This is a genomic window from Devosia elaeis, from assembly GCF_001650025.1.
GTDB classification, from domain to species: Bacteria; Pseudomonadota; Alphaproteobacteria; order Rhizobiales; family Devosiaceae; genus Devosia; species Devosia elaeis.
The window spans coordinates 36778-58247 of sequence record NZ_LVVY01000065.1; the positions used below are offsets into that span (position 1 = coordinate 36778).

Below are 21470 nucleotides of genomic sequence, written 5' to 3' on the forward strand. Positions count from 1 at the left end.
AGATCCGTGAATTTGTTGCTAATTGTATTGGCGGCATCTTCGCCATCTCTTGCGGGGCCGGCGTGAACAGGTCCGCGGACATCCTGCTGACGCCGGAGGAAATGGCCCGGGCCGATGCGCTCGCGGTCGAGACCGGCATCGATTCCCTGGCCCTGATGGAAGCGGCGGGCGGGGCCGTCACGGCCGATATCGCAGCGCATTTTGCGCCCCGGCCCGTTCTGGTGCTTTGCGGGCCGGGCAATAATGGTGGAGATGGCTATGTAGTCGCCCGCCAGCTCCGGGCGCAGGGTTGGCCAGTTACGCTCGCTCGTGCCGGCGCGGCCGAACCGAAGGGCGATGCGGCGACCATGGCGGCGCGATGGCAGGGTTCGGAGGTTCCGCTATCGAACCTGCGGCTGGCGGATTTCGGCCTTGTCGTCGATGCGCTGCTCGGCGCGGGGCTGGACCGGGACCTGACCGGCGCGCTGGCCGAGCTGGTCGAGAGGATCAATGCTTCGGGCCTGCCCGTGGTCAGCATCGATATGCCCAGCGGCATTGACGGCGCGACCGGCGAGGTTCGCGGCAGCGCCGTCCGCGCCACGCGCACCGTTACCTTTTTCCGCCGCAAGCCCGGCCATCTGCTGTTGCCGGGGCGCGCCCATTGCGGGATGCTGGTGCTCGCCGATATCGGCATTCCCGAAACCCTGCTCGATGCCATCCATGCCCGGGCCTGGCGCAATCGCCCTGGCCTCTGGTCCGTGCCGGTGCCGCGCGCCGAGGATCACAAGTTCAGCCGCGGCCATGTCCTGGCGCTGTCGGGCGGACCCTTGCAGACGGGCGCCGCGCGCCTGGCCGCGGAGGGAGCTTTCCGCGCCGGCGCGGGCCTCGTCACCCTCACCGGCACCGAGGACGCCCTGCGCGTCCACGCCGCCCATGTCACTGCCATCATGCTCAAGCCGCATGAAAGCGTCGCCGATCTCGGGGCCTTGCTGTCCGACCGCCGGATCAATGCGGTCATCATCGGCCCCGCCGCCGGCATCGGCCCCGAAACCCAGGCGAGAACCCGCGCCATACTCGAGAGCGAGGCCGCCGCCATCCTCGATGCCGACGCCATCACCAGCTTTGCCGATGATCCCGAAAGCCTCTTCGCCGCCATTCGCGCGCGCAAGGCGCCGGTGGTGCTGACCCCGCATGAGGGCGAGTTCGGCCGCCTGTTCGGAGCGATAAAGGGCAGCAAACTCGATCGGACGCGCCAGGCCGCGCGCCGCTCCGGCGCCATCGTCATCCTCAAGGGCAGCGATAGCGTCATCGCATCGCCCGATGGCCGCGCCGCCATCAACGACAATGCCCCGCCCTGGCTGGGCACGGCGGGGGCAGGGGACGTGCTCGCCGGCATCGTTGCCGGTCTACTGGCACAGAACATGAATGGGTTCGAGGCGGCGGCCGCCGCCGTCTGGCTGCATGCCGAAGCCGCGAAACGCTTCGGCGGCCCCGGCATGCTCAGCGAGGACCTGCCGCCCCTCCTGCCGCCGGTGCTGAAGGATTTGGCGGGTTAGAGCGGTTCACATTCAGCTGGAATCACGGCCCTTTCGCGTCCCTCACCTTTAAGAGGAACCATCCCCACCCACGGATCGTCACCCTCGGGCTGGACCCGAGGGCGTTTGCGATACACCCAAAAACAAAGAACCCTCGGGTCAGGCCCGAGGGTGACGATCCGGATTGGGTTAGATGCCCCTAAAACAGTCCACTTTTAGCCATCCAGCCTACGCGGTGCCCACCAGATAGAACATCCGCGCCACGCTATGGTCGCGCAGCGCCTGGGCCGGCAGCTTGCCGGTCAGAGCCAGCACCACCTGCTGCGGATCGGCCACGGCGCGCGCATCGACCACGACGCGCCGGAAGGCGGGACGCATTTCGCGCCGCTGCTCCTCGAGCAGATTGTAGAGCAGCGCCCGCACATCGGTCTGGCTCGCGCAGGCGATACACACCTCGCCATCGGCATGCCCATGGCCGGAATTGGCCGGCAGCCGGATCAGCGCGGTGTCGGCATCCAGCGGCACCAATTGTCCCGGCGCTGTGATCAGGGTGACGGGGATGGGCTCGATATGAGGCATGGTCATCCTACGCTCGATCTTCGGGAGCCAGAGACGCGGCACCTTCCCCACTCGGGTAGCGCTGAGCCGATAAGATCGAGGGGACCATCCCCCTCCCCAACCCTCCCCGCAAGGGGGAGGGTGCCGGGCCGGTGTTTGACACAAAAACCGGTCCCAAACTGGATGCGGCACCTCCCCCTTGACGGGCTCCGACCCGTCCCGCAGGGCAAATCTCTCCGGTGGAGAGATTTGAGGCGAGGAGGATGGGAGGGGGTGCCGGCACGCGCGAGACATTTGGCTATATGTGATGGCCCCGCCTCTTGCGGGGAGGGTGCGCATCGAGCGTGTGGCAGCCTCCGCCCCACCATCACTCCGCCGCCACCTTGCCCGGCATGTAGTTCAGGATCGGCCCGAGCCAGCGCTCGACCTCTTCCACGTCCATGCCCTTGCGCTGCGCATAGTCGATCACCTGGTCACGCTCCACCTTGGCCACGCCGAAATAATAGGCGTCCGGATGGGAGAAATAGAGCCCGGAAACCGACGAGCCCGGCCACATGGCATAGCTTTCGGTCAGGGTGACGCCGACGCTGTTCTCCGCGTCGAGCAGGCGGAACAGCGTGGTCTTTTCCGTATGGTCGGGCTGGGCCGGATAGCCCGGCGCGGGCCGAATGCCCTGATATTGCTCCAGGATGATCTCGTCGGGCGTCAGCGTCTCGTCGGCCGCATAGCCCCACAATTCCCGCCGCACCCGCATATGCATGAATTCGGCCAGCGTTTCGGCATAGCGGTCGGCCAGCGCCTTCACCAGGATGGAGGAATAATCGTCATTGGCGCGCTCGAACCGCTCGGCAATGGCGACTTCCTCGATGCCGGCCGTCACCACGAAGCCGCCGAGATAATCCGGCTTGCCGCTGTCCAGCGGCGCCACGAAATCGCTCAGCGCCATGTTGGGCTTGCCGTCACGCTTGGACAATTGCTGGCGCAGCGTGAAGAAGGTGGCCAGTTCCTCCTGCCGGTCCTCGCCGGTGAACAGGCGCACGTCGTCGCCCACGGCATTGGCCGGCCAGAAGCCGAGTACGGCCTTGGGAACAAACCATTTCTCGTCGATGATCCGAGCGAGCATCTTCTGGGCGTCGGCCCAGAGCGCCCGGGCCGCCTCGCCCTGCCGCTCGTCTTCCAGGATGGCCGGATAGCGCCCCTTGAGCTCCCAGGTCTGGAAGAACGGTGTCCAATCAATGTATCGGGCCAGTTCCGCCAGGTCGAAATCCTCGAAGACCCGCGTGCCGAGGAAGCTCGGGGCAGGGGGCGCATAACCCGTCCAGTCCGGCTTGAAGGCATTGGCGCGCGCCACCTCCAGCGGCAGGCGCTTCTTTTCCGCCTCGGCCCGCTCATGGGCCGCTGCGGCCTTGGCATACTCGGCCTGGACCCCTTCGATGAACGCGATCTTGTCGTCGGACAGCAGGTTCGACACCACGCCGACGGCGCGGCTGGCGTCGTTAACATGCACGGCCTGTCCCCGCGCATAGCGCGGATGGATTTTTACGGCCGTATGCACGCGGCTCGTCGTTGCCCCGCCGATCAGCAGCGGAATGTCGAAACCCTCGCGCTCCATTTCCGAGGCGACATGCACCATCTCGTCCAGCGACGGGGTGATGAGGCCCGAAAGCCCGATGATGTCGACATTCTCGGCCTTGGCCGTTTCCAGGATTTTCTGGCTCGGCACCATGACGCCCAGGTCGATGATCTCGTAATTGTTGCAGGCGAGGACCACGCCCACGATATTCTTGCCGATATCGTGCACGTCGCCCTTCACCGTCGCCATCAGCACCTTGCCGGCGCTCTGGCGTCCGGCGGCATCGCCATTGGCGGCCTTTTCCGCCTCCATGAAGGGCAGCAGATAGGCTACGGCCTGCTTCATCACGCGGGCCGATTTCACCACCTGGGGCAGGAACATCTTGCCGGAGCCGAACAGGTCGCCCACCACGTTCATCCCGGCCATCAGCGGCCCTTCGATGACGTGTAGCGGCCGGTCATAGGTTTGGCGCGCTTCCTCGGTGTCCCCTTCGATATATTCGGTGATGCCGTTGACCAGCGCATGGGTGATGCGCTCGCCGACCGGCAATTGCCGCCAGGACAGGTCCTTTTCCTTGCCGGCCCCGCCGCCCTGGCCCTTGTAGCGCTCGGCGATTTCCAGCATCCGGTCGGTCGAATCCGGCCGCCGGTTGAGGATCACGTCCTCGCAGGCCTCGCGCAATTCGGGGTCGATGCTTTCATAGACCGCCAATTGCCCGGCATTGACGATGCCCATGTCCATGCCATTCTGGATGGCATAATAGAGGAACACGGCATGCATGGCCTCGCGCACGGGCTCGTTGCCGCGGAACGAGAACGAGAGGTTCGAGATGCCGCCCGAGATGTGCACATGGGGCAGGCGCTGGGTGATCTCGCGGGTCGCCTCGATGAAATCGACGCCGTAATTGTTGTGCTCCTCGATGCCGGTCGCCACCGCGAAGACATTGGGGTCGAAGATGATGTCCTCGGCCGGCAGGCCCACCACTTCGGTGAGGATCTTGTAGGCGCGGGCGCAGATCTCGACCTTGCGTTCCTTGGTGTCGGCCTGCCCGGTCTCGTCGAAGGCCATCACCACCACGGCGGCGCCATAGGCTTTCACCAGCCGCGCGTGATGGATGAACTGCTCCTCGCCTTCCTTGAGCGAGATGGAGTTCACCAGCGCCTTGCCCTGCACGCATTTCAGGCCCGCCTCGATCACCTCCCATTTGGAGGAGTCGATCATCAGCGGCACCTTGGCGATGTCCGGCTCGGCGGCCAGCAGGTTGAGGTAATCCACCATCACCTGCCTGGAATCGATCAGGCCCTCGTCCATGTTGATGTCGATGACCTGCGCGCCATTGGCCACCTGGTCGCGCGCCACGTCGAGCGCCGCCGTGTAGTCGCCGGCCGTGATCAGCTTGCGGAAGCGGGCGGAGCCGGTGACATTGGTGCGCTCGCCGATATTGACGAAGGGAATGTCGCTGGTCAGCGTGAAGGGCTCCAGCCCCGACAGGCGCAGCAGCTTGTCGGCCCTGGGCACGGCGCGCGGCTTGTATTGCGCGGCCATCTGCGCCACGGCGCGGATATGGTCCGGCGTCGAGCCGCAGCAGCCCCCGACGATGTTCAGCAGCCCGTCGCTGGCAAAGGCCTGCAACTGGCTGGCCATCTGTTCGGGCGTCTGGTCATAGGCGCCCATTTCATTGGGCAGGCCGGCATTGGGATAGGCGCAGACAAAGGTGTCCGCCACGCCCGAAAGCTCGGCGATATGGTCGCGCATCAGGTCGGCGCCCAGCGCGCAATTGAGCCCGATGGTGATCGGCCTGGCATGGCGCACCGCATACCAGAACGCGGTCGGCGTCTGCCCCGACAGGGTGCGGCCCGACAGGTCGGTGATCGTGCCCGAGATCATGATCGGCACGTCGATGCCGCGTTCCTCGAACAGTTTTTGCGCCGCGAAAATGCCGGCCTTGGTGTTGAGCGTATCGGTGATGGTCTCGAACAGCAGCAGGTCCGCGCCGGCATCCACCAGCCCGCGAATGGCCTCGCCATAGGCTTCCACCAATTCGTCGAAGCTGATCGCCCGATGCCCCGGATTGTTGACGTCCGTGGACATGGACGAGGTCTTGTTGGTCGGCCCCAGCGCGCCCGCCACGAAGCGGCGGCGGCCGTCCTCGGCCTCGGCGCGCAAGGCAGCCCGCCGCGCCACCACGACGCCCTGGTAATTGATGTCGTAGACCGCTTCCTCGCAGGCGTAGTCGGCCTGCGCCACCGCGGTGGCCGAGAAGGTATTGGTCTCCACGATATCCGCCCCGGCCATGTAATAGGCGTAGTGGATATCCTCGATCATGCGCGGCTCGGTGAGGACGAGCAGGTCGTTATTGCCCTTGAGTGGGTGGCTCCAGTCCTTGAACCGCTCGCCGCGGAAATTCTCCTCCTCCAGGCCCAGCCGCTGGATCATGGTGCCCATGGCCCCGTCCAGGATCAGGATGCGCTCGGCCATCGCCTTGCTCAGGGCGGCGCGCACATCCTTCCAATCGGGAATGGGCAGATCCGAAATCGGGGCAGGGGAGGGGCTCATCGCCGTCCTCTCTTTCATCTATAGGGGCAGGTGCCTTACGGCGCCGGTCATGACATAAAGATATCTTTATATCAGTCAAGCGGCAATGGCGCTGCGTGGCAAAGGATCGCGCCGCGGCAGCGTCGGAGCGAAAATGCTACCCTTGGCGCTAACGCTTCGTTGGTCTTAACGTCTCCTAAACCGTAAAATTGTTCCTTTCTGTGAAACCGGGCGCTGTCGCGTTATCCTTTCGCGCGAAAAGTTCTGATTTCATAGAGTATTGCCCCTCGTGACGACCTCCTGGCGCAGCACCGTCCGCATGATTGCCCTTTCGGCCCTCATCCTTCCCATGATCGCCGCCTGCGCCACGGGTGGCGGGCTCGGCGCCACGGTGAAGCGGAGTGCCTTCACCTCCAGCGAATATGGCGTCGCCGTTTCCCCGCGCGTCACCAGCAATCCCAATCCGCCGCGCGGCGGCGGGCGCTATCAGGTGGGCAAGCCCTATACGGTGCGCGGCAAGACCTATGTGCCGCAGCACGATCCGAGCTATTCGGCGGCGGGCACTGCCTCCTGGTACGGTTCGGATTTCCATGGCCGCCGCACCGCCAATGGCGAGATTTTCTCGGCCAATCACATCACCGCCGCCCATCCGACCCTGCCGCTGCCCTCCTATGTGCGCGTCACCAATCAGGACAATGGCCGCTCGCTGGTGGTGCGCGTCAACGATCGCGGCCCCTATGTCTCGGGCCGCATCATCGACCTCTCCTATCGCGCCGCCTCCATGCTGGGCTACGTCAACAAGGGTTCGGCCAATGTGACGGTGGAATATGTGGGCGAGGCGCCGCTCAATGGCGACGATACCCGCACCCTGGTCGCCTCCTATTCCGGCCCGGCCGATTACGACAATGGCCCGATCCGCGTCGCCAGTTCCGGCGGCCAGAGCGATCGCAGCCTGGTGGGGATAACCACCAATTTTTTCAATGGCTTGTTCTCGTATGCTGATAATGCGCAACAAGCCGATGCCGCTATCGGCTCGGCCCATGCGGCCGCCAATGCCATGGCTGCGGGCAATGCCGACCTGGCCGCCTGGGCGGCGACGGTCGATGCCGACAATCGCCAGGTCCAGATCGGGCTGGGTATCTATGCCGACCCGGCCAATGCCGCGCGCCTGGCGCAGGAATTCGCGCTGCTCGGTTCGGTCGCCGAAGATGCCGTCACCGCCGATGGCCGCGCCGCCACCCGGCTCACTCTCACATATTTGAAGCCCGGCGTCGGCCCGGACGACGTCTCCGGCCTGGCCCGGGAACTTGGCCTGCACGATATAGTTCTCTATTAGTGGAAATGCCCGTCCGCCCCGAATTCCGCGCGGTTCGGGCGCAAGAGGGGAAGGGCCTTTCCGTGAGAGTGCTGACCATCATCGCCGCCTTCATGGTTTTTGCGGCGCCGGTCTTCGCGCAGGTCGATTTCGACACCAAGGCGCGCTTTGCCGTCCTCATGGATTATGAATCGGGCGCGGTGATCTTCCAGAAGGACGCCGATGCGCGGCTCGAGCCCGCCAGCATGACCAAGCTGATGACCCTGGCCGTGGTGTTCAACGAAATCCGCGCGGGCCGCGTCAGCCTCGACGATACCTTCTTCGTCTCCGAAAATGCCTGGCGCACCGGCGGCGCCGCCTCGGGCGGCTCGACCATGTTCGCCGAGCTCAATTCGCAGATCCGCGTGGAGGACCTGATCCGCTCGGTCATCATCCAGTCCGGCAACGACGCCGCCATCGTGCTGGCCGAAGGCATTGCCGGCACCGAGCCGACCTTTGCCGCCATGATGAACGAATTGGCGCGCGAGCTGGGTCTGGAAGGCTCCAATTTCACCAATTCCACCGGGCTTCCCGATCCGGATGAGTATTCCACCGCCCGGGACCTGGCCGAAATTGGCCGCTATCTCATCCGCGAATTCCCCGAATTCTACCACTACTTCGCCGAGCCGGAGATGGAGTGGAACAATATCAAGCAGGCCAATCGCAATTCCTTGATCGAGGTCGGGATCGGCGTCGATGGCCTCAAGACCGGCCATACCCAGGCCGCCGGCTACGGCGCCGTGCTCTCCACCGCTCAGGGCGACCGCCGGCTGATCGGCGTGGTGCATGGCCTCACCTCCATGCGCGAGCGCGCCGAGGAGGGTCGCAAGCTCCTGACCTGGGGCCAGCGGGCCTTCGAGCGCATCACCCCCTATGCCGATGGCGCCGTGGTCGGCTATGCCGATGTCTATGGCGGGGAAGCGCCCAATGTCGCCATGGTGGGCGATGGCGAGATCGCGCTCTACCTGCCGCGCGGCTCGCGCCAATGCCTCACCGCCACCCTCAATTATACCGCCCCGTTGCTGCCGCCTGTGCGCCAGGGCGACCGGATCGGCGAATTGCGCGTCTTCTGCAACGACCAATTGGTCCAGGCCGCCCCGCTTTACGCCGCCGAAGATGTCGGCCAGGGCGACCTGATCCGCCGGGCAACTGATGCGCTCAAGCATTTGGCGATTGGCTGGCTTTGACTTGTAACGTGTCACAGCTCGTCACCCTCGGGCTTGACCCGAGGGCTCTTCGCGGCTCCCCCGTCAAGGGGGAGGTATCCACTTTGGACGCTCAGGCTCGCGCGGCGTGCTCGGCTCCATGGCCCCCTCCCCCTTGAGGGGAGGGCCGGGGTGGGGGTTCTGCGGTTCCAGCGAACGCCGCGTTCCTGGATGGTGCAGAACCCCCACCCTCTATCCCTCCCCTCAAGGGGGAGGGAGGCGATGAACCGATGGCCTAGGGAAGTCCCAAAGTAATGCTTTCCTTGAAGAGCGAGAGGGGCCGGCCATCGTTGACACTCTCGCTGCCAGCGGCGTTTCATCACCTGCTGAAACGCTATAAAATAAACCGACCCAAGGAATCATCCCGCCAATGCTCGAAGCGCCCAATCGACGCCAAGCCCGCTTCATCACCTTCGAAGGTGGTGAAGGCGTGGGCAAGTCGACCCAGGTGCGGCGGCTGCTCGCCAATCTCGGTCGTCATGCCGTCGAAGTCGTGCGTACCCGCGAGCCGGGCGGCACGCCCAAGGCGGAAGCCATACGCTCCTTCATCCTCCAGGGCCGGTCCGAGGCCTGGGGCGCCGGTGCCGAGGCCGTTTTGTTCGCTGCCGCCCGCCTCGACCACGTCAACGAGCTGATCGCGCCCAACCTGGCCAAGGGCACCTGGGTGATTTCCGACCGCTTCTGCGATTCCACCCGCGCCTATCAGGGGCTCACCGGCGGCGTCGACGACCGGCTGATCAATGCGCTGGAAGATCTGGCGCTCGATGGCCATACGCCGGACCTGACCATCGTGCTCGACATGGACCCCGAAATCGCCTTCCGTCGCGTCGAGCAACGCACGCTCGAGGACGGGCTGCAATTGACCGGCGACCGTTTCGAGAAGGAGGAACTGGAATGGCATCGCCGCCTGCGCCAGAACTTCCTCGATATTGCTGGCAACAATCCGGACCGCTGCGTGGTGATCTCGGCCGAGCAGGACGAGGCCGCGCTTGAAAACGCCATCTGGTCGGTGGTCAGCGAACGGTTTCCCGAATTGCAGGGCGGGCCGGACGCGTGACCGATCCCGCCGCTCTCGACGGTCTGCCGCTGCCCGAACACAGGCAGGCGGCCCGGGGCCACGATGCCGCCCGCGCCGCCATTCTCGCGCAATTGGCCGAGCACCGGCTGCCGGGCGCGATCCTGCTGCATGGGCCGCAGGGCATCGGCAAGGCGACCCTGGCGTTCGAATTGGCCGCCGCCATCCTCACCGCGACGGGAGACGAGGACGCCACCCGCGTCCGCGAGCAGATCGCCGCCTTTTCGCATCCCAATCTCTCGGTGCTGCGCCGCCGCCCCAAGGACAGCAAGAGCTTCTATTCGGTGATCCGGGTGGAGGATATCCGCGAATTGCGCGACACCCTGCAGCAGACGCGGGGCCGGGCAGGGCACCGCATCGCCATTCTCGATACCATCGACGATTGCAATCCCAATGCCGCCAATGGTCTGCTCAAGACCCTGGAAGAGCCGCCCGCCGACACCACGTTCTTCCTGATTTCGCACCGCCCCGGCTCGCTCCTGCCCACCATCAAGTCGCGCTGCCACAACCTGGCCCTGCGCCCACTGCCGGACGATCTGCTGGCGCAGGTGGTTTCCGGGAGCCTCCCCGATATCGATGCCGCCGCGCTCGACCGGGCCATCCAGCTGGCCGGTGGTCGCCCCCGACGCGCCTTCGAAACCCTGGCCCTGGCCGAGGATTCCCCCGTGGGGGCGCTGATCCTTTGGCTGCGCGACCCTGAGGCGACGCCCATCGCCGCCCAATTGCTGCTCGCCGACGCGCTGGGCAGCAATCCGCAGGGGCCGGACATGTCTTTTGCCCGCGAAATCCTCAATGACTGGCTGGCCGGCGAAATGCGCGAGGCGGCCATGCAGCCGGGCCAGCGTAGGCGGCTTGCCTCGGCCACCGAGCTATGGGAGAAGGCGAACGCACTTCTGGCCGAAGCCGACAGCGTCAATCTCGATATGAAGCAGACGCTGGCGGTGATCTTCGATTCCATCCGGAAGCATTGCGCCCTCATCGCCAGTCCCGCCGAGCCAGTATGAACAGCAAGCCCTTTTACGTCACGACCGCGATTTCCTATCCCAATGGCGCCCCCCATATCGGGCATGCCTATGAGATGATCGCCACCGACGCCATTGCGCGCTGGAAGCGGCTCGAGGGCAGGGAGGTCTATTTCCTCACCGGTACGGACGAGCACGGCATCAAGATGGTGCAGACCGCCGCCAGGGAAGGCATTCCGGTGCGCGAGCTGGCCGACCGCAATGCCGGCGAATTCCTGCGGCTCGCCGGGGCGCTGAACCTGTCCAACGACGATTTCATCCGCACCACCGAGCCGCGCCATTTCGAGGCTTCGCAGGCCATCTGGAAGAAGATGGCGGCGAGCCACAATGGCGATATCTTCCAGTCCACCTATAAGGGCTGGTATTCGGTGCGCGACGAGGCCTATTTCGACGAGGACGAGCTGACCGAGAAGGACGGCAAGCGCTTCGCTCCCTCCGGCGCCGAGGTCGAATGGGTGGAGGAACCCACCTTCTTCTTCCGCCTCTCGGCCTATCAGCAGAAGCTGCTCGACCTCTATGAGGCCAATCCCGATTTCATCGCGCCCAAGGAACGGCGCAACGAGATCATCTCCTTCGTCAAGAGCGGGCTGCAGGACCTCTCCATATCCCGCACCACCTTCGACTGGGGTATTCCGGTTCCCGATGCGCCGGGCCATGTCATGTATGTGTGGGTCGATGCGCTGACCAATTACATCACCGGCGTCGGCTACCCCGACGAGCAGAACGAGCTGTTCAGGAAATTCTGGCCGGCCGACCTGCACGTCATCGGCAAGGACATCATCCGCTTCCACACCGTCTATTGGCCCGCCTTCCTGATGAGCGCCGGCCTCGAGGTGCAGCACCGCGTCTTCGCCCATGGCTTCCTCACCGTGGACGGGCAGAAGATGAGCAAATCGCTGGGCAATGTCATCGACCCGTTCGATCTGGTCGAAACCTTCGGCGCCGATGCCGTGCGCTACTTCTTCCTGCGCGAGGTCTCCTTCGGCAGCGACGGCGATTACAGCAATGAAAAGCTGGTCAACCGCGTCAATGCCGACTTGGCCAACAATCTCGGCAATCTTGCCCAGCGTTCGCTGTCCATGATCAACAAGAACTGCGAGGGCAGGGTGCCCGAACTCGGGGCCCTGACCGATGCCGACAAGGCCATCATCGCCGAGGTCACCGAGGCACTCGAAACCGCGCAGAAGGCCATGGACCAGCAGCTCGTCCATGAAGCCACCGGCGCCATAATCGCCGCGCTCAGTTCCGCCAACAATTACTTCGCCGCGCAGGAGCCCTGGGCCCTCAAGAAGACCGATCCGGCCCGCATGGCCAGCGTGCTCTATGTCACCGCCGACACCGTTCGTCGGCTTGCCATTCCGATGCTGGCCTTCGTTCCGGCCTCGGCTTCGCGCCTTCTTGACCAATTGGGCGTCGAAAATGACCAAAGGACGCTTTCGGCCGCGCTCAACGTCAACAGTCTGCTAGCGAATACGGAGCTGCCGTCACCTCAAGGTGTATTTGCGCGCCTCGAAAAACCGGCCGAGTGACATGCTGATCGACTCCCATTGCCATCTCGATTTCGACGCCCTTTCCGCCGATCTGGACGGGGTGATGGCCCGTGCGGCGGCGGCGGGCGTCACCGGCATGGTGACGATTTCCACAAGGGTGGATAACTTTTCCACATATGCCGGACTGGCGGAACGTTTCGACAACGTCTGGTGCTCCGTGGGGACACATCCGCACAATGCGGATCAGGAATTGCATATTGAAATCGAGGACTTGGTGCGGCTGAGCGCCCATCCGCGCTGCGTTGCGATCGGCGAGGCGGGTCTCGATTACTTCTACGACAACGCCCCGCGCGAGGCCCAGGCCATCGGCCTGCGCCGGCATATCGCGGCAGCACGAATCACAAATCTTCCACTGGTTATCCACAGCCGCGCCGCCGACGACGACATGGCGGCCATCCTCGAAGAAGAAGCCGGGCAGGGAGCCTTCCCCTTCGTTCTGCATTGCTTCACCGCCGGCATGGACCTCGCCCAGCGCGCCCTGGCCCTGGGCGGCTATATCTCGTTTTCCGGCATTGTGACATTCAAAAATGCGCAGGAAATTCAAGAGGTTGCCAAGATCGTTCCGGCCGACCGCTATCTGGTCGAAACCGACGCGCCTTATCTGGCGCCGATCCCGCATCGCGGCCAGTCCAACGAGCCGGCTTTTGTCCGTCATACGGCAGAAAAACTCGTGGAAATCCGGGGACTTAGCCTCGAACAGGTGGGGCGCGAAACGACCGCGAATTTCGGCCGGCTCTTCTCCAAGACCGGCATAGTCTGAGCCATGGCCGCGCCCGACCGGATCATCGCCACCATACTGGGCTGCGGCTCCTCCGGCGGCGTCCCGCGGATCGGCAATGATTGGGGCCTGTGCGATCCGGACGAGAAACGCAATCGCCGCCGCCGCTGCTCGTTGCTGATCGAGGCCTGGCGGGACGGAATTATCGAGCCGACACGGATACTTATCGATACCGGCGCCGATATGCGCGAGCAATTGCTGGATGCCCGGGTCGATCGCGTGGACGCCGTTTTCTATACCCACGAACACGCCGACCATACCCATGGCATAGACGATCTGCGCGTCCTGGCACTGCACAATCGCCGGCGCGTCGACGTCTATTTCACCCGCGAATGCGGCGAACGCCTGCGCGAAGCCTTCGGCTATTGTTTTTCGACGCCGCCGGGCAGCACCTATCCGCCGATCCTCAATGCCCATGAAATCGAGCCCGGCGCGATAGTTTCCGTCGATGGCCCGGGCGGCACGCTGGAATTGCAATCCTTCCTGCAATTGCACGGCGATATTACTTCGCTGGGCTTCCGGCTGGGCGGTTTCGCTTACAGCTGCGATCTGTCCGGCATTCCGGAAAGCGCTCATGCCGCCGTCAGCGGGCTCGCGATCTGGGTGGTCGACGCCTTGCGGCCGACACCGCATCCGAGCCATCTGAGCCTGCCGGAAACGCTGGATCTGATCGCGCATTTCCAGCCGCGCCAGGCCGTGCTCACCGACATGCATATCGATCTCGACTACGCCACGACCGAAGCCGCGACTCCGGACAATGTCACGCCGGCCTTCGACGGCATGCAGATCGACATCATCGCCGGCCGCATCCTCAATCGCTGACCGGACTTATCCTCTGGCAGCCAAAGCGTGGTAGAACCGGAAAGCCCATAAAATCCTCGGGTTTTCCATTCAGAAAAGTTCCATAATATATATTATACGAAAATCGGATGCGCGGATTTGGGAGGCTGTTCGGCCAAAAACGTAGCCTTGCTAATCCCGCAACGAGAGGTTGGCGTTCTCCATTAGAGAAGATCGCCTGACGATTGAGCTGCTGAGCGTCGGTTCGATGTCGAGTTGCTCGGCGGCACCACCCCTTCCGGTAGTGGCGATGTGTACGGTTCGCCTCGACGCCGATCAATCAGGTCGGCGGCGGCACGGGCTCTCAGGTCTGGGTCGCGGATGAACTTGGCGGCCGTCGCCGCCATCACCTTTGCCGCCGTGATCATCCCCTTGTGTGCCGCGGGCAGCTTGCCCTGCGTCACGGTTTGCCACGTGTGGAATGGCGTACCAATGGCGGTTGTAGCAACAAGACATTGTGCGGTCGGCACAATGCAACTGACATCGCCGACATCGGTAGACCCAAAAAACAGACGCGGCTCGGCAGGCAGGGGCAAAATCTCGTCGTGTAGCGACTTCGTGAAATGTGTCGGCACCCCGAGAGACTGGGCGCTGGCGCGGCGGTCGGCATCCGTCAGAGCGGCGGCACTCAGCCGATCGGCAAAATCGAAATCGTCATCGTCGAAGGCCGGCGCGCCCAAGCGCTCGAACTCCTCGCGCATCGCCTCTTCCAACGGGCGGTTTGGCAAGACACCTGAAGTGGCGCGATCAAAAATCATTTCGACCTTGGTCTCGGTCATCATCGCAGCGCCTTCTGCGATTTTCTGTACACGGCCGAACAGCGTGCGGACGTCATCGAGGCGCGGTGCACGGACCAGATAAAGCCCTTCGGCGACCGATTGCACGACGTTGGGGGATACGCCGCCCGTGTCCGTCACGGCGTAATGCACGCGCGCTTCAGACGGCATATGCTCGCGCATGTAGTTGATGCCCACATTCATCAACTCGATAGCGTCAAGCGCGCTGCGCCCAACTTGCGGGCTCACGGCGGCATGGGAACTGCGTCCGGTAAATCGGAAATAGGCCTGGAAATTGGCGAGAGTGGCAGCCGACATGACTGCGTTATAGTCGCTCGGATGCCAACAGAAAGCCGCATCGAGATCGTCAAAGGCGCCCTCGCGCGCCATGTATGTCTTGCCCGAGCCGCCCTCTTCTGCGGGGCATCCGTAATAGCGCACCCGAGCCGAAATTCCGGATTCTGCCAAAGCGTCGCGCAGCGCTACTGCAGCAAGAATCGACGCGGCGCCGAGCAGATTGTGGTGGCAGCCATGGCCATTGCCGCCCTCTTTGAGCGGGCGATATTCGGTCAGCCCGGCGTCCTGCGAAAGCCCAGCGAGGGCGTCGAACTCTCCCAGGAATCCGATGGTCAGGTCCCCCTCCCCCGCCTCAGCCATAAAGGCGGTGCGAATGCCAGCCAGATTCCGTTGGATGGAGAAGCCTTCGGCTTCGAGTGCCCGGATATGCTCTTCGACAGAACGATGCTCTTCGAAGCGCAGCTCCGGCATCCCCCAAATGCGATCACTCAAATCTTTATAGACATCTGCCTTGCGATCGGCGCAGCGGGCAATCTGTTCGGTACCGAGAATATCATTGCCGACAAAAGGGGTAGTGGTGGTCATGTTCTTACTCAAAAGGGAATTTTCACACTGCTGGACCTGGAGAGCTACGAAGCGACCAGGCGTTCAGACCGGTGCGTTCAAGTGGCAGGCTGAAACCCGGTCCGGGCCGACAGGCAGCAATTGCGGCATTTCGCTTCTGCAGCGGTCCATGACGTGAGGGCAGCGGGGATGAAAAGGACAGCCCGGCGGCGGATCCAAGGGCGAAGGGAGCTCGCCGATTATGGGCTGGTAGTCGCGTTCACGCGCCTCGAGCAACGGCAGCTGGTCGAGGAGCAAACGCGTATAGGGATGGTTCGGATTGTCGAATAGGTCCTCGGTCGAGGCCACCTCGACCGCCTTGCCGAGATACATGATGACCACGCGGTCCGAGATATGCTCGACCACACCCAAATTGTGCGAAATGAATAAGTAGGTCAGGTCAAATTCTTCGCGCAAGTCCATGAAAAGGTTGAGAACTTGTGCCTGGATTGAAACGTCGAGAGCCGCTACCGCTTCGTCGCAGATGAGTATGGACGGCTTCACGGCAAGAGCGCGGGCGATGCCGATGCGCTGGCGCTGTCCCCCGGAGAATTGATGCGGATACCGATCCGCATAGGCTCCCGAAAGGCCAACTTTTTCCATCAGTTCGATGACGTAGTCGCGTTTCTCGGAGGACTTCACGATACCATGAACCACGGCAGGCTCGCCGATAATGTCGACGACTCGCATACGCGGATTGAGCGAGGCGAACGGGTCCTGGAAGATCATCTGCACGCCAAGGTCGAATGCCCGGCGCTGTTCTCTCGTCATGTCCGGCAAACGGACGCCTTGATAGGAGATTTCACCTGCAGATAGGCTGGAAATGCCGGCCAGCATGCGCGCGACCGTTGATTTCCCACAGCCCGACTCGCCGACAATGCCGACGACCTCGCCGCGTCGGACCTGGAGGTCCACACCGGCCACCGCCTTGATTTCCGTCTTTTTCACCCTGGCGCCGAACAGATTGGCGACGTGGCCGATAACCCCGATCGGTGTCACGAAGGTCTTGGTCAGGCCCTGAAACTCGAGGATCGCCTCGGCATTCGGTTGCGTCGTCATGGGCGGGGCCCTCCCAACGGGTTCCAGCAGCGGTAGGTTCGCCCCCCGGCCTCGACTGTATTGAGCGGTTCATCACCGCAGGCGGAAACGGCATAAGCGCAGCGCTCCCGAAAGGCGCAGCCCTGTGGCAAGTTGAGCAGCGACGGCGTCATGCCCGGGATTTGGTGCAGGCGACTACCGCGCGTCGAGCGGGACGGAACAGACTCGATCAGCCCCTTCGTATAGGGGTGTCGCGGATTTTCGATGATTTCCTCGGCCGTGCCGAGTTCGACGATGCGGCCCGCATACATGACGGCGATGCGATCGGCCAAGCCTGCGACCACGGCAAGATCATGGGTGACCCAGATCAAGGCGGTGCCGACCTGCCGGCACAGCTTCTTTATCTCGTGGATGATCTGACCCTGGATCGAGACGTCCAGAGCGGTCGTGGGCTCATCGGCGATAATCAAGCCGGGCTTGTTCATCAACGCGATGGCAATGGCGATACGCTGACGCATACCGCCCGACAATTCGTGGGGATAGCTGCGCAGGCGTTCGTCGGGCGACGGGATGCCAACCATGACGAGAACTTCGCGTGCCCGTGCGTAGGCCTGGGCCGGGCCGACATTGGCGTGGGCCTGCATGGCCTCGATCATCTGGGCGTCAATCCGCAGAACCGGATTGAGCGTCATCGATGGATCCTGGAAGATCATGGCGATGTCGCCGCCGCGCAGCTGCCGCCAGCCTTCCTCGTCCAGCGCCGTGAGGTCTTTCCCGTTATAGCTCATCGATCCGGAGACGATGCGACCGGGCGGATCGATCAGGCCCAGAATGGAGAAGCCCGTGATGGATTTGCCCGAGCCGGACTCTCCGACAAGGCCCAGGATTTCGCCCTTTGCCAATTCAATGTCGACACCATCGACTGCCTTCACGACACCTGCGCGCGTCGCAAAATACGTCTTTAAGCCCTTTATCGACAGCAGACTTCCGGCGTCCTGAGCGCGCGCATTATCTGTCGGGATCATTGTGCGCTCCTCGGGTTGAGAATGTCGCGCAAGTGGTCGCCCACCAGATTAATGGCGACGATGATGAGGGCCAGCGCGATTCCAGGGCAGAACGAGATCCAGTACTGCCCCGAAAGCATGAACTCGAAACCGTTTGCGATGAGCATGCCCAGGGATGGCTGGGTCACTGGAACACCGATGCCCAGATAGGACAGAGTCGCTTCAGCGGCGATGGCATGCGCCAGATCGATCGTGGCGATGACGATCAGCGGCGGCATGCAGTTGGGCAGCATGTGTCTGAAAATGATGCGTAGCGGCGAGAGGGCGAGGCAACGAGCCGCCTGCACATATTCGCGGTTGCGCTCGACCAGCGCCGTTCCTCGGGCGGTTCGCGCGAAGTACGCCCATTGGACCGCGATCAGCGCAATGATCACCTTGTCGATGCCCTGCCCCAGGACCGACAGCATGATCAAGGCAAGCAGAATCGCCGGGAATGAAAGCTGCAGATCGACAATACGCATGAGCAGCGCATCGACTTTCCCACCGAAATAGGCCGCCGTGAGACCTACAGTAGCGCCGATTAGCAACGCCCCAGTCACCGATACGAAGGCGACGACCAGGCTGGTGCGCATGCCGTAAAGGATTGCCGAAAGCACGTCACGGCCCTGCCCATCGGTGCCCAACCAGTAGGTAATGCCAAGCGATTCCGAAACGCTGCCCGGCGGCAATTGGGATTCGAAAATATCGAGCTTACCAATATCGAACGGGTTCTGTGGTGCGACCCAGGGCGCCAGCACAGAAGGTACAATTATAAGCGCGAGAAGGATCAGGCCGAAGGTGGCCAACCGGTTTTCCAGAAACTGGGACCTGAGCCGCTGAAACGGGGTTTCAACCGCAACAACTGGCGCTTGTGGTGATGCAATGCTCATTGGTCGCGGACCTTTTCACGCGCCGTGGGATCGATCGCCATGTAGAGAATATCGACAACGAGGTTGAGCATGATGAGGAAGAACACCATCAGGACGAGGTAAGCGACGACGACGGGGCGATCGAGAATGATGATGGAGTCGATCAGCAGCTTGCCCATGCCGGGCCAGGCGAACACTGTTTCGGTCACTACGGCGAAGGCCACTGCTTGGCCGAACTCCAGCCCGGTCACCGTGACGATCGGAATAAGGATGTTGCGGAGGAGATGAACGCCCACAACCCGGCGCGGACGAACGCCTTTGGCACGGGCGAACTTGATGTAGTCCATCGGGAGCACTTCGCGGGTGGCGGCCCGCGTCACGCGAATGATGAGTGCCGCCTTGGCCAGCCCCAGCGTCAGTGCGGGCAGGATGAGATGGCGCCAGCCGTCGGGCGTCAGAACACTCAACGACACTCCGGCGACATTCACCGTGCTACCCCGCCCCGAAGCAGGAAGCAGCCCGAGATAGACCGAAAAAAACATGATCAGCATCAGCCCGATCCAGAAGGTCGGCAAGCTGAATCCGAGGATGGAAACGGTCATGACGGCCTTTGTGGAGGCAGCCTTGGGACGCAAACCCGCCAGCATACCGAGCGGCACGCCGACCAGGACGGCAAAGCCGATGGCAACCACAACCATCTCGATGGTCGCCGGCATGCGCTCGAGAATGAGCTGCATGGCCGGTTGGCCAGTCAGGAAGCTGCGGCCAAAGTCGCCGCGAACGGCGTTGCCGACAAAGGTCAGGTATTGCATCCAGATGGGTTGATCGAGACCGAACGCCTGCCGCACGGCGGCGCGTTCCAAATCATTCGCCTCGGGGCTGACAAGCATCGCTGTCGGGTCGCCGATGAGGTAGAGGCCGATAAAGACCAGCATCGACATCACGACCACTGCTCCCGCAGCCTGGATGAGCCGATTGATGATGAAAACGAGCACTGGACCGTTCCCCGGTGATTGAATTGGCCCCGGCATGCACCGGGGCCAAACGGAGTTATTCTGCGCTGACGATATACTGGGGCAGCGTGTACTGATCAGCGCGGCCTTCCATCGTCAGACCATTGCGCAAGGCCCAGACTGGCACTTCGTAATGCACTGGGATGATGCCGAAGTCGTCCAGAACCACGGCGTCGGCCTTGGATAGAATCGCACCACGCGCTGCGTCGTCCATGGTGGAGGCTGCTTCGGCGAGCAACGCATCCACCTCGGGATTGGAATAGCGGCCGCCATTGGCGGTGCCCTTGCCCTGTTCGCGATCATAGGTATTGACCAGAGCATTCAGCGTGGTGAGGTTCTCCCCGCTGCCGTTGCCCCAGGCACCCAGATAGGCGCTGTACTTCATTTCATCGCGGTTCTGGAAGAATACCGGCGGCGCCGAAGCCTCGACCTCCGTCGTTACGCCGATGCGGCTCCACATGGATGCGATAGTCTGCGCAATGCGGACGTCGTTGACGTAACGGCCGTTTGGCGAACCCAGCACGATCGAGAACCCGCCGGGATAGCCGGCTTCGGCCAGCAAAGCCTTGGCCCGTTCTACGTCGACGGTCGGCGCGGTCGCGTGGTCCGGGCTCGAACCGAGGAAGTGGGCAGGAACCAGATCGCCCGCGGGTTCGGCCAGGCCACCCATCACGCGATCGACAATGCCGTGGCGGTCAATGGAAATGAACAGGGCTTCGCGGACCCGAGCATCCATCAACGGGTTGGTGTCCGTACCGGAAATACCGGGGCTTTCACGATCCTGCTGATCGAGCGCGATGTAGACAACACGGCCCGCCGGCGCCTTGGCGATGGTGAGGTCTGGGTTGTTTTCGAAGTCCGAGAGGTTTGCAGTCGGCGGATCTTCCATGACCGCAATGTCGCCGGAGAGCAACGCGGCGGCACGAGCAGCAGCATTGGTCATTGGGCGCATGGTGACCTTGTCCCATTCGGGCGCGTCGCCCCAATAGTTCGGATTGCGCTCGACCACAAAGTCAGCGCCCTTTTGCCAGGAGACAAATTTGAATGGACCGGTGCCGATCAGACCTTCGCCGCGGTTGAGCTCAGTCGTCGTCTTGCCTTCGGGCGCGTCGCCGGCGGCGGCGAGATGTGACATGATCACGACTGACGTGATGTCGGCGGCAAGCAGAGGATACGGCTGGAACGTCGTCATCTTGACCGTATGGTCGTCGATGGCCTCAACGCTTTCAATTTGACGGGTGAACAGAGTGTAGGCGCTGGGGCTGTTGGGGACCTTGGCGACGCGATCGAAGGAAAACAGCACGTCCTCGGCGGTGAAGGGCGAACCGTCAGAGAACGTCACGTCCTTGCGCAGGTTGAACACCCATTCCGTCGGGCTCACATTTTCCCAGCTTTCGGCGAGCGCCGGCTGCGGCGACGCAAAAGCGTCCATCATCACAAGCGGCTCGAACATTGTGAACGCAACCTGCATATTGGTTGCAAGCACGTGGAACTGGGGGTCGAGCGAGCTGGGTTCCGACTTGATGCCAATCATCAGGTCTGCCGCATGCAGGGGCATGGCCCCAATCATCAATGCCGCCACGGAGGTGGCTAGCTTGCCTGTAAAGAGGCGCATTTTTCTCTCCTTTATCACCCCGCGCAGTCACGCAAGGCATTCCCGTTCGGCATATCCTAAATGGTCCAACCTGCTCAATTTTTCCCTCGTCACCTGCCCCGCAGAGCTTATTCGTGACTTTTGAACAGGGAGGCGGACCTCCTGCGATCGCGAAACTTGGCGAATGAACGCCTAGAAAAGCGGCACATTGGTCGATCGCTGTTCAGCCAGGC

16 protein-coding genes are annotated in these 21470 nt (G+C 63.0%); 8 read left to right on the forward strand and 8 right to left on the reverse strand.

Translation table 11 applies throughout. From position 1 onward, the window contains the following. Positions 1–62: 62 nt before the first annotated feature. Positions 63–1535, forward strand: coding sequence for an NAD(P)H-hydrate dehydratase (locus tag A3840_RS04260; RefSeq protein WP_281180541.1), 1473 nt, complete (start codon positions 63–65; stop codon positions 1533–1535). A gap of 207 nt (positions 1536–1742) precedes the next feature. Here A3840_RS04260 and A3840_RS04265 read toward each other — a convergent pair whose 3' ends face one another. Both A3840_RS04265 and metH read right to left on the reverse strand, forming a co-directional pair. Continuing rightward, entirely contained in the window at positions 1743–2099 is a 357-nt protein-coding gene (locus A3840_RS04265; protein WP_067452398.1) for a hypothetical protein, read from the reverse strand. Between the two features lie 340 nt (positions 2100–2439). Beyond that, positions 2440–6201, reverse strand: coding sequence for a methionine synthase (gene metH / locus A3840_RS04270; protein ID WP_067452408.1), 3762 nt, complete (start codon positions 6199–6201; stop codon positions 2440–2442). Between the two features lie 268 nt (positions 6202–6469). On the opposite strand from metH, the gene A3840_RS20115 reads away from it, so the two are divergent. From A3840_RS20115 to A3840_RS04305, 7 genes are all read left to right on the forward strand, one after another. Beyond that, positions 6470–7516, forward strand: coding sequence for a septal ring lytic transglycosylase RlpA family protein (locus A3840_RS20115; protein ID WP_281180542.1), 1047 nt, complete (start codon positions 6470–6472; stop codon positions 7514–7516). Between the two features lie 62 nt (positions 7517–7578). Continuing rightward, entirely contained in the window at positions 7579–8721 is a 1143-nt protein-coding gene (locus A3840_RS04280; RefSeq protein ID WP_245676545.1) for a D-alanyl-D-alanine carboxypeptidase family protein, read from the forward strand. Between the two features lie 388 nt (positions 8722–9109). Continuing rightward, positions 9110–9796, forward strand: coding sequence for a dTMP kinase (gene tmk, locus A3840_RS04285; RefSeq protein ID WP_067452413.1), 687 nt, complete (start codon positions 9110–9112; stop codon positions 9794–9796). After that, the gene (locus tag A3840_RS19945; protein ID WP_067452416.1) at positions 9793–10818 is read left to right on the forward strand and encodes an AAA family ATPase; all 1026 of its coding nucleotides are present in this window, start codon (positions 9793–9795) and stop codon (positions 10816–10818) included. Before tmk ends, A3840_RS19945 begins: the two co-directional genes overlap by 4 nt. Then, positions 10815–12365, forward strand: coding sequence for a methionine--tRNA ligase (metG, locus tag A3840_RS04295; RefSeq protein ID WP_067452419.1), 1551 nt, complete (start codon positions 10815–10817; stop codon positions 12363–12365). Before A3840_RS19945 ends, metG begins: the two co-directional genes overlap by 4 nt. A gap of 1 nt (position 12366) precedes the next feature. After that, complete coding sequence (locus A3840_RS04300) at positions 12367–13146, forward strand: TatD family hydrolase (RefSeq protein ID WP_067452423.1); 780 nt, start codon at positions 12367–12369, stop codon at positions 13144–13146. Between the two features lie 3 nt (positions 13147–13149). After that, positions 13150–13986 carry an MBL fold metallo-hydrolase gene (locus A3840_RS04305; protein ID WP_067452426.1) on the forward strand — a complete coding sequence of 279 codons (837 nt, stop codon included), beginning with the start codon at positions 13150–13152 and terminating at the stop codon, positions 13984–13986. 182 nt (positions 13987–14168) lie between these two features. Here A3840_RS04305 and A3840_RS04310 read toward each other — a convergent pair whose 3' ends face one another. The 6 genes from A3840_RS04310 to A3840_RS04335 all read right to left on the reverse strand — a co-directional run bounded on the left by A3840_RS04310 (position 14169) and on the right by A3840_RS04335 (position 21258). Continuing rightward, positions 14169–15662: an amidohydrolase gene (locus A3840_RS04310; protein WP_067452429.1), complete on the reverse strand. Its 1494-nt coding sequence runs from the start codon at positions 15660–15662 to the stop codon at positions 14169–14171. Positions 15663–15725: 63 nt separating this feature from the next. Beyond that, positions 15726–16739, reverse strand: a complete 1014-nt coding sequence (locus A3840_RS04315) for an ABC transporter ATP-binding protein (protein ID WP_067452432.1) — start codon at positions 16737–16739, stop codon at positions 15726–15728. Further along, complete coding sequence (locus A3840_RS04320; RefSeq protein ID WP_067452435.1) at positions 16736–17743, reverse strand: ABC transporter ATP-binding protein; 1008 nt, start codon at positions 17741–17743, stop codon at positions 16736–16738. The genes A3840_RS04315 and A3840_RS04320 overlap by 4 nt, the downstream gene beginning before the upstream one ends. After that, a complete protein-coding gene (locus A3840_RS04325; RefSeq protein ID WP_082903641.1) occupies positions 17740–18651 on the reverse strand; it encodes an ABC transporter permease in 912 nt (303 codons plus the stop codon). The genes A3840_RS04320 and A3840_RS04325 overlap by 4 nt, the downstream gene beginning before the upstream one ends. Further along, positions 18648–19625, reverse strand: a complete 978-nt coding sequence (locus A3840_RS04330) for an ABC transporter permease (protein WP_067452438.1) — start codon at positions 19623–19625, stop codon at positions 18648–18650. The genes A3840_RS04325 and A3840_RS04330 overlap by 4 nt, the downstream gene beginning before the upstream one ends. A gap of 55 nt (positions 19626–19680) precedes the next feature. Next, positions 19681–21258 carry an ABC transporter substrate-binding protein gene (locus tag A3840_RS04335; protein WP_082903642.1) on the reverse strand — a complete coding sequence of 526 codons (1578 nt, stop codon included), beginning with the start codon at positions 21256–21258 and terminating at the stop codon, positions 19681–19683. Positions 21259–21470: the final 212 nt, after the last annotated feature.